Here is a 9757-nt window from a genome sequence, read left to right as displayed (position 1 = left end):
GCTTCAAGGAAGGCCGGCCGCCTCGAGCTTTTTCCCGGCGTCCAAGCGCCACGGGGGGATGGAGGTCGGTCGGCCCGGGCGGAGCGTCGGCCAACGCGCCGCCCGGGGAACATTCTATCGGATCGCCGACATACAAGGGGGGCCTGCGGCGGACCCGGTCGGCTACGACGCGGGCAAGAAGATCAAGGGGGTCAAGTACCACATCCTCGTCGATACGCTAGGCCTGCTCCTGAACGTCGCTGTCCACCGTGCTGATATCCAGGACCGCGACGGCACCGCTCTGGTCCTGGACAAGGCAACCCGCGCGCTGTTCCCCTTCATCCAGGTGATCTTCGCCGATGGTGGCTACCAGGGGGATGTCGCGGCCAGCAAGGTGAAGGAGGCCGGCGACTGGCGGCTGGAGATCGTCAAGCGCTCCGATCAGGACAAAGGCTTTGTCGTGCTCCCGAAACGCTGGCTGGTTGAGCGAACGCTGTCATGGCTCACGCGCTGTCGCCGCCTCATACGCCATTACGAGCAGTACCTCCGCACCTCCGTTGCCTTCATCCGCATCGCTATGATCCGTCTGATGCTCCAGCGTCTCGCCACGAAATAATCTTTCAGGACAGACTCTTCGGCAAATTGCTCTCCGGTTACAGTGCGGAAATGGAATGCTTCAATTCGTTCAGTGACAACACTTTACAGCTCCGTAATCTTATACTCACGCTTCATCCGCAGAGCTTTGAAGCAAAGAAGCGAACAGATGGAGATTCAGGTGATTGCCTATGTTTTTAGGAGTGAACTGAAGTCTATAATGTCATACACCGATATGCAGGGTATATGCATAAAATCTGCGCGCTATAACAGAACGTCTCATGTTACCGGCTTCATGATTGAGTGCGGGGGTGTCTTCCTTCAGGCTTTAGAAGGGCCTGAGGAGGCTGTTGGCTCAATCTTTCGTAGGATCGTCGATGACCGTCGGCACCATCACGTTGATCTCCTGCTGTCGAACGAAGGGCTAAGGCGTCGGCAATTTGGTGTCTGGGCCCTGAACCTGATGTTCCTGGACGACCCGCTTCTCTGGCACAGGGTGGTTGGCTCCCTAAGCTCCTATGACGACTTCCTGGAACGATCGCAAGACCCGGTGTTCGCGCTGGGATTGCTTTCTCTTACCTACCGGTTCGCTTGTGCCGCAACAGGTATTGATCCCGTTACGGTTGGGGTAAAGCGTGGCCGGATACCACGTGCACGGCATATGCTGAGGCAGTGAAGGTGAGGCGAGTTTCTACGTCCGAGCAGGCGGTGCCTTTGCTCTTACAGCAGAACCCGCATGTCCATTCTCAGACATTCGACAACTGTTAACTGATATCGCCGCAAATCTCTTCTAGCTGTCTTAGGTAGTTACTCTTAAAGCCTTGCACCGGCAGGAATGTTGCTCTGATGTAAACCGGGGAGTGGCTGGGATCATGCAATTTCTGAGACTCTCAATACATGCCCGTCCTGATCGGCGTCAGAACGCCACACCCAATCACAGGCACATCTCTATTTGCGTAACAAAGTTCCCTCTAAACTAATTTTTCGATGACCTTAGCTTTAAGGCGATGAAAGGGACGTCGGTCACATCAACTCAGTTGCTTATAGAGCCAAGCAGTCGCTGCAGGGCCGCCCACAATTGGCCGGGTGTGACCGGCTTGTGAATCATCCCCAGCCCATATCGCGCGATGTCGCGAGCGCACTCCGCTCCCGTCTCGCCGGTCAGGATGACGCCCGGAATCTCCCATCCGAGTTGGCTGCGAACCTCTCTGATTGCCTCGCAGCCATTCCGTCCAGCCCGGAGGCGATAGTCAGCGACGATCACGTCTGGCCGTCGTCCAGCCTCCGCGACAGTGGTCACGGCCTGTTCGGGCGAACCGGCAATCAGCGTGTCATATCCCCATTCCTCCAGCAATGTCCGCAGCGACATCAGGACAATGGTGTCATCATCAATCAGGAGCGCAAGTCTTCCGCGGCAGATCAGGAGGGAGGGTATGTTGTCCTCGGTCGCGGTCTCCCGTACATTCAGGGTGAGGTCGATAGGAACCTCGATGGAAAAAACAGATCCTTCTCCAAGCCTCGATCGTACTCTGACTTTATGGCCGAGGATCCGGCACAGGCGCTGCACGATCGACAATCCCAGGCCAAGGCCGCGGCTGCGGTCGCGCTCGGGATTGCCAACCTGGTGGAACTCGTCGAAGATCATCGTGATCTGGTTTTCCGGGACGCCGATCCCGGTATCCGCGACATCGATCCATGCGCTTTCCTTCTCCGACCAGCACGAGACTGTAATGCCTCCATGTTCCGTGTACCGAACGGCATTCTCGACGAGGTTGCGGATGATGCGCCCGAGCATGGTGCGGTCGCTGAGGACGGCGACGCCGCAGCACGAAGCATCGCTGGAGAGGGACAGCCCCTTGCTCGTCGCGAGCGGCCGGTAGGAGTCGGTGATTTCCTGGATGAGCGTGTCCAGTTCGAAGCTGGACACCTGCGGCCTGACCACCTCGGCATCCAGGCGGGAGACGTCGAGCAGGCTGTCCAGCAGCGACTTCATAGTCTCGGTGCCGCGCTCCAGCATGAGCAGCATGTCCTTGCCGCGGCCGTCCTTCACATGCGCGTGCAGCGCGCCGCCGAACAGGGCCATCGACTGGAGCGGCTGGCGCAGGTCGTGGCTGGCGGCGGCAAGGAACCGAGCTTTCGCCCTGTTCGCCCGGTCGGACTCCTCCTTCGCCGCCCTCAGCGCGACCTCCATCGCCTTCCGGTCGGTAATGTCCACCGTGATGCCCGACATCTGCACCGGCCGCCCTGCCCCGTCATAGTCGGCCTTGCCCATGCCGGCGATCCACCGGATGCTGCCGTCCGGCAGAACCACCCGATACTCGGTGGCATATTCGGCCTGCCGCGCAGCCAGTGTCCTGTCGATCACGCTCATGGCCTCGCTTCGGTGCTCCGGATGGACCGCGGCCAGCCACTCCTCGAAGCGCACATGGCCATCGCTCGGCTCCATGCCATGGATCAGGTAGTTTCCCGGTGACCAGTGGATTTGCCCTGACTGGATGTCCCACGTCCAGGTGCCCGCCCTGGCCGACGCCAGGGCGACGCTGAGGGCTCGTTCGCTGTCCTGTAGCGCCTCTTCGACGGCTTTGCGCTGCGAGATGTCATGGAAGGCGACAACCACTAGGTCCACGGCGCCATCGGCACCGCGCACCGGCACCGCCTCGACGAGAAAGGTGGTCATCGTTCCGTCGCCGCGGCGGTAGCGCATTTCCTCCTGGGAGACCACCTCTCCCCGCAGTGCTCGGGCGGGAGGGTACTCGTCGGCAGTCAGCGGCGCACCATCCGCCCGAAGACCGCCGTAGGCGCTGTAATCCGCGACAGCGGACACCGTGGTGATGCTGTGTCCGATCAGTTGCTCGGCTGCCGGATTGTGCAGCAGCAGGCGTCCTGAGGGAGCCTCGATGATGAGCAACCCGATGGGAAGGCTGTCGGTGATCGCCCGCAGCAGAAATCTCTCCCGTTCAAGATTTTCTGCCAGAGCGCGACGATCGACCTTTGCGGCCCTCTGCTCGGTGATGTCCCGGAAATAGATGGCGACGCCCTTGCGCGAGGGGAATATCCGTAGCGCGAACCATCGTCCGGTTCGTGGACCGGGGAATTCGATCTCGACCGGCGTGCGGCGATCCATGGCGTCCCGCAGGCAGGTGTCGAGCTCCGTTCCGACCAACCAGTCGAAAGCGGCCCGTGCATGGTCTCCGGTGACATCGCGCTCCAGGGCCAGCAGTTCCCGCGCCTGGGTGTTCAGATAGGAAACCGTCCAATCGCTCCCGATTTCCACCACCGCATCCGAGGTGCTTTCCAGAACCGACGCCATCCGCGCGGCCGCGGCGGCCTCCTGACGCCTCGCGGCGGCGAGCCGTGCGGTCGCGTAGGCACCGCCGGCGGCCACCAGCCCAAGTAGGGCCAGGAACGCCGCGAAGGACCCAGCCGCCGACCGGTCGATGGGACCCAGCGCCTCGGCGGTGTCGATGGCGACCGCAAGCATCAGGCCAGAGGCCGATGCCTGCGGCGGCAGGAAGGCAAAGCGCCTCTCCACCCCGTCGAGGCCCGGGGACCGGCCAGCCCCCTGAGTCGATGCCTCCAACGTATAGCGCAGACGCTCCGGGACCTTGGCCCCAAGGACCCGGCCCTTGTCCATCGGCGCCCGGGCGAGAATTTGCCCGTTGGGATGAACGATGGTGACGACGGCGTAAGTTGGCCAGGACTGGCTGGCGACATACTCCTTCAGCCATTGCAGGTCGACCAGAGCGGTCATCGTGCCCGCGGGCCGGCCGTCCGCTCCGATGTAGCGCTGGCGGTACGGCAGGATTGCGCGCCCCCGGGCATCCGGTGACGCCCGGATCGGGCCGGGTTCGCCAATGACGAGGCTATCGGTCTGCAGCGCCTCGTGAAAGCTCGGCAGATCGCCAATCCCGATCCCGACAGACCTGGGCGTGGTTGCGCACCACACATGTCCGCTCCGGTCGGCCAGTTGGATTTCCAGATGGGCCGGATATGACCGCGTCAGTTCCTCCAGGATGCCCAGGCATCCGGCCGGCGGCAGGCGGGTCACTCCGGTTGCCTGCAAGGTGGCGAAGATGTGGCGGATGTCCTCCACCGACCGCCGCTGTTCGGCGTTCACCAGCGCCAGCAGACGTTCGGTCTCCGCCTCCAGTTCCTGTTCGCGGTCCTGGCGCAGGGTAGAGAGGGAGAACACCTCATAGCCGAGCAGCGGAGCGGCCAGAACAGCCGCACCCAGTGCGATCCTCACATGGCTCTTCGACATTCTACAGCCCATGCTGGCTGTCTCCTGTCCAGCAATGCCAACCTCTGAACCGCGCCCCAGAAATGAAACACTTGACTAAGCTTGTTCAGGTGGCCAAGGGTAGCTCGATTCAGAGCGTCTGATCAACCCGGAGTTGGTCAGTGCGCACTTGTACTGGGGTGCGGTGTGTTGATCGCCATGGGGTTCAGACGCCGATCGGCACGGAAACGCTTTGATGATAATGGAAATTGTGAGGTTCAAACTGCGCGCTGTTTCACAGACACCTCGCAAACGTTTACGGCACGAACAATCTGATTTATATTTTCGTGTTCCAGCGCCCGAATACCGTGGTCTTTATAGATAGCGGCAGGTGCCTCCCCGAATACGGAGGGTGGTTGTGTGCCACACCCATCCCAGCCACGTCCGATGGCCGCCCCAGTCATCGCCAGCGTGACTAGAGTGACGGTGCTCAGAGATGATGGCTGCTCCTCACGGATGCCTGCTCCGTGAGTTCCGGTGAACCGCCTTGGCCTCTCAACGAGCCGGCTCGCCTTGACCGGCTGAAGAGCTATTGCATCCTCGACACACCGCCCGAGCCTGTGTTCGACCGTTTGACCAGGCTTGCTGCCCGTGCCTTCGCCATGCCGATCGCGCTTGTCAGCCTAGTCGATGAAGGCCGCCAATGGTTCAAGGCCCACCATGGTCTTCAGGTTCAGTATACGGCTCGCCGTCTTTCCTTCTGCGCCTATACCATCCTGGAAGACCGCCCTATGGTGGTGCCGGACGCGATGGCGGATGAGCGCTTCGCTGACAACGACCTTGTTACCGGGGAGCCATTTATTCGCTTCTATGCCGGGGCGCCATTGAGAACGCCGGAGGGGCTACTGTTGGGGACCTTCTGCGTCATTGATTTTCAACCACGGTCTGATTTCGGTGAGCAGGAGCAAGGCGATCTGGCGGAGTTCGCCCGCATCGTCATGCATGAGTTGGAAATGCGCGCGGCGCAACGCGCAGCCGAGGCGGCGGAGCAGGCGGAACGGCAGGCCCGTGCCGCCACGGAAAGGGCCGAAACCCGGTATCGCGCCGTGGTGGAAACCGCCGTGGACGCGATGGTGGTGATCGACGAGACCGGCGTGATGCAGTCCTTCAATGCCGCCGCCGAGCACATCTTCGGCTACGCCGCGGTGGACATGGTTGGGCGTAACGTGTCGGAGCTGATGCCTGAGCCCGACCGGTCGCGGCACAACGAGTATATCGGCCGCTACTTGCGGACCGGCGTTCCCCGGATCATCGGGTCCGGGCGCGAGGTGGAGGGGCTTCGGCGGGATGGAACCGTGTTCCCGTTGGAACTCGCGATCGCCGAGTGGTGGGACAGCGAGCAGCGCTTCTTCACTGGTATCATGCGCGACCTCACCCAACGCCACACGATCGAGCAGAAGCTACAGCAGAACAACATGCTGCTTAGAACTCTGATCGAGGGTATCACCGACCCGGTGTTCGTGAAGGATGCGGACGGCCGGTTCCTCGTGGTCAACGACGCCACCTGCCGCCTGTTCGCCGCCGGCCGTGATCAAGTTCTGGGCGCCCGTGATCAGGACTTCTACCCGCCCAAGCTCGCCGCCCATATCGAGGCATTCGACCGGCAGGTGATCGAGGCTGGCGAGATGGTGGTGCTGGAGGAGGAAGTCCTCGACCGCACGAGCGGCGAAATGCGCATCTGCCTGACCACCAAGGCTCCCCTGCGTGCAGCCGAGGGCCATGTCATCGGGGTGGTCGGTATCGCCCGTGACATCACGGAGCGAAAGCGCTTCGAGGACAGGCTGCGCACGGCCAAGTCGGAAGCAGAGCGGGCAAATGTGGCGAAGTCTAAGTTCCTTGCCTCGGCCAGCCACGATCTTCGTCAGCCAGTCCAGTCGCTGGTCCTGTTCATGGGCGCTTTACAGGGGCATGTCGACGGGACCCCGGCGATGCGCATTTTGCACTCCATGGAGCAGTCGCTGGATGGCCTGCGGATGCTGCTGGACGGACTGCTCGACGTCTCGAAGCTGGATGCTGGGCTGGTGACCGCCAGCCCGGTGCCGATGCCGCTCGCCTCCATCATCCAGCGTCTGGCTAACGAATACACCCTTCGCGCGGCGGAGCAGGGATTGCGGTTCCGGATAAGCGGCTGTAGCGCAGTGGTGCAGAGTGATCCGGTGCTGCTGGAGCGCATTCTGCGAAATCTGGTGGAGAACGCGCTCCGCTACACCGAACGGGGCGGGGTGCTCGTCGGGTGCCGACGGCGCGGCGACCAATTGCGCATTGAGGTGGCAGACACTGGCATAGGCATCGCGCTGGACCGTCAGCAGGAGGTGTTCGAGGAATTCTTCCAGGTCGGCAACCCCGAGCGCGACCGCGGCAAGGGACTGGGGCTGGGGCTTGCAGTGGTTCGTCGTCTGGCGCGCCTGCTGGGACATGAGGTGGAAGTCCGATCAATCCCCGGACGCGGGTCGACCTTCGCTGTCACGGTGCCGCTGATCGAGGTCAGCGGCAACTCTCCCGAACACAGTGAAGCTGTTGCGCCGGAGGAAAGCAGCGGCGTCGTGCTGGTGATTGATGACGAGGAGTTGGTTCGGGCCGGGATGCAGGCGATGATCGAGACCTGGGGATACCGGGTGCTGACCGGAGCCTCCCGCCACGACGCTATTCGACTGCTAGAGGCCGATCCTCCCGACATCCTATTGGCTGACTACCGGCTGCGCGACGGGGAGACCGGGCTGGACGTAATCCGGACCGTGCAGGTTCGCCTCGGCAAGCGGATCCCGGCGGCGATTGTGACCGGCGATACGGCGCCGGAACGGCTGGCCGAAGCCCAGGCGGGAGGATACCGCCTTCTTCACAAGCCCGTTGCCGCGACCGACCTGCGCACGGCCGTCGTCGAACTGATGGGACAGACCGCGCGTCCCGGTGCCGATCCGCAGGGGGCCGGCCCTACCGCTCCTAAGAGTTGCTAAAGCTCCCTTGCTCACGGTTGCCGAGTGCTCGTGAGCGAACCGCTCCGGGATTAAGACGCTAAACCAGTTCACAAGCCGGCTGCCTGGGTGAGATTGATGCGAAAGCGGTCGCGGCGGCGCTGGTAGCGCCGGGTCATCTCGGCCGAGGCATGGCCGAGATGCCGTTGGACGAAGCGCTCCTCCGCCTCGGCGGCGGTGGCCAGCCCGGCACGCAGGGAGTGGCCGGCGAAGCGGTGGCGGCGCTCGCCCTCCGACAGGTCACCGCGAATGCCGGCAGCCAGGGCCGTCGCCTGCACCAGGCGGGCGACATGCTTGTCGGAGAGGCGGTCGGCCAAGGCGCGCTTCCCGTCGCGGGCGATGCGGCGGAACAGCGGCCCATAGGCGATGCGGCCCAGTTCCATCCAACTCTTCAGCGCTGCCACTGGGCAGCTCAGCGGCGTGCTGCCCGGCCCGACCTCGACCTCGCGCCAGCCGGTCTTGCCGCGTACATGCAGCACCAGCCCACCCTCGAGCACCTCGACCCAACCGCGGCCGTCGGCAGTCTCCTCGGCGCCATGGTCAAGGCCAACAATCTCGCTGCGCCGCAGCCCGCCGGCGAAACCGAGCAGCAGGATGGCGCGGTCGCGCACGCCACGCAGGTCGCCAGCCAGACAGCCGAGCATGCGCAGCAGGTCGGCGGCGAGCAGCGCCTCCTTCTGGATGGGCGGGCGGCCATGGCTGCGGCGGATGCCGGCCAGCACCTCCTTGATGTGCCGGTCGCCGCGGTCGAGGGGATGGCCCCGCTGGCGGAAGCTCCAGGCCAAGCCGGACAGCCGGCGCTCGACCGTCGCCGCAGAGCGCGAGCGGCGGCCCGCCGCTGAAGCCTCGGAGGCGAGGTCGGCGAGATAGAGGCCGATCGCCTGCGGGTCGGGCGGCAGCGGGGAAACGCCGCGGCGCAGACACCAGGCGCTGTAGTGGCGCCAGTCGGCGGCGTAGGCCCGCTGGGGGCTTTGTCACGAAAACTAAGCCGACGCGCAGCATCCTTTGATTTCCCGACAGGCTCACGCCGCAGCGGTCGCTACCAGCCAGTCGGCCCTAGCCCGCGCCCGGAAGGTGCGCAGGGTGCGGCGGGAGACCAAGTGGCGTTGGAGGTTGAAGCAGTTGTAGACGGCGGCGTGCAGGGAAACGAAGCGCTGAGCGGACGCGGGCGACTTGAACCGCTGCATCTTGCGCTCTCGTCGCCGCACCGGCTGGTGTGAGACCTCGGCGCGGTTGTTTGTTCGCCGCCCTTGTTCATGGTGGGCGGTCACACCGAGTTGACGGAAGGCGGCCCCATAGGACCGGAGCTTGTCGGTGGTGACCTGGGTGGGCGCGAAACCGTGCTTCTTCAGCAGTTTACGCATCAGCTTGCAGGCTGCGGCCCTATCGCGCCGACGCTGGACGAGCACCTCCAACACCTCGCCTTCGTCATCGACAGCCCGCCACAAGTACATCAGCTTTCCGCTGACCCTGATCACCATCTCGTCCAGATGCCAGCGTGGGCTGGGCTTGAGCCGGAGGCGCCGCAGATTGCCGGCGATGGCCGGTTTAAACCTCAGGACCCAGCGGCGGACGGTCTCGTCGGACACCTCCACGCCGCGTTCGGCCAGCAGCTCCTCGACATCCCGGTAACTCAGCGTGAAGCGGAGATAGAGCCAGATTGCATGCTGGATGATCGCGGGCGGAAACTGATGGCGGGCATACGAGAGCGGCGCCATCCGAGGAGGATAATGTCACGGCCGGCAAGCCACCACCGTTCCCGTGACAATGCCCAAATGCGCTTGCCGGCGACGTCCTCGCCAGGGCAGAGGTAATCAGGCGACCTTTCGGGTGACCGGCATGCCCAAGCTGGTCATGAGGTTCATGACCTTGCAGCCTATGGCCGCTTCGACTTTCTGCGCGGGCAGAGTCCGAGCGCGGAGGCTGCGTCCGA

The 9757-nt window shown here is 63.6% G+C and carries 6 protein-coding genes and 1 pseudogene; 3 read left to right on the top strand and 4 right to left on the bottom strand.

The genetic code is table 11. The features are described from left to right. Window positions 1–595, top strand: a 595-nt coding sequence (locus tag VD964_RS16575; protein WP_324869625.1) for an IS5 family transposase, incomplete at its 5' end; no start/stop codon positions are given. A gap of 147 nt (window positions 596–742) precedes the next feature. Further along, window positions 743–1249: a BLUF domain-containing protein gene (locus VD964_RS29915; RefSeq protein WP_414637172.1), complete on the top strand. Its 507-nt coding sequence runs from the start codon at window positions 743–745 to the stop codon at window positions 1247–1249. Window positions 1250–1606: 357 nt separating this feature from the next. Here the strand turns inward: VD964_RS29915 and VD964_RS16570 are convergent, their stop codons facing one another. Further along, entirely contained in the window at window positions 1607–4834 is a 3228-nt protein-coding gene (locus VD964_RS16570; RefSeq protein ID WP_324869624.1) for an ATP-binding protein, read from the bottom strand. Window positions 4835–5319: 485 nt separating this feature from the next. Here VD964_RS16570 and VD964_RS16565 point away from each other — a divergent pair, with 485 nt between their 5' ends. Then, entirely contained in the window at window positions 5320–7806 is a 2487-nt protein-coding gene (locus VD964_RS16565; protein WP_324869623.1) for a PAS domain S-box protein, read from the top strand. Between the two features lie 68 nt (window positions 7807–7874). On the opposite strand, the gene VD964_RS16560 is transcribed toward VD964_RS16565, so the two are convergent. The 3 genes and pseudogenes from VD964_RS16560 to VD964_RS16550 form a co-directional block, all read right to left on the bottom strand. Then, window positions 7875–8609, bottom strand: a complete 735-nt coding sequence (locus VD964_RS16560) for a tyrosine-type recombinase/integrase (protein WP_324869622.1) — start codon at window positions 8607–8609, stop codon at window positions 7875–7877. 237 nt (window positions 8610–8846) lie between these two features. Then, entirely contained in the window at window positions 8847–9542 is a 696-nt protein-coding gene (locus tag VD964_RS16555; protein WP_324869621.1) for an IS6 family transposase, read from the bottom strand. Between the two features lie 96 nt (window positions 9543–9638). After that, window positions 9639–9757, bottom strand: a pseudogene (locus VD964_RS16550) (IS5/IS1182 family transposase); the annotation flags it as partial.

It is taken from the genome of Azospirillum sp., assembly GCF_035628975.1.
Classification (GTDB): Bacteria; Pseudomonadota; Alphaproteobacteria; order Azospirillales; family Azospirillaceae; genus Azospirillum.
This window is presented reverse-complemented; position numbering and strand designations above follow the sequence as displayed.

Bases quoted from the DNA above. Each gene is read 5' to 3' on its own strand.
- VD964_RS16555 (WP_324869621.1), bottom strand. From the start codon at position 9,542: ATGGCGCCGCTCTCGTATGCCCGCCATCAGTTTCCGCCCGCGATCATC.
- VD964_RS16570 (WP_324869624.1), bottom strand. From the start codon at position 4,834: ATGTCGAAGAGCCATGTGAGGATCGCACTGGGTGCGGCTGTTCTGGCC.
- VD964_RS29915 (WP_414637172.1), top strand. From the start codon at position 743: ATGGAGATTCAGGTGATTGCCTATGTTTTTAGGAGTGAACTGAAGTCT.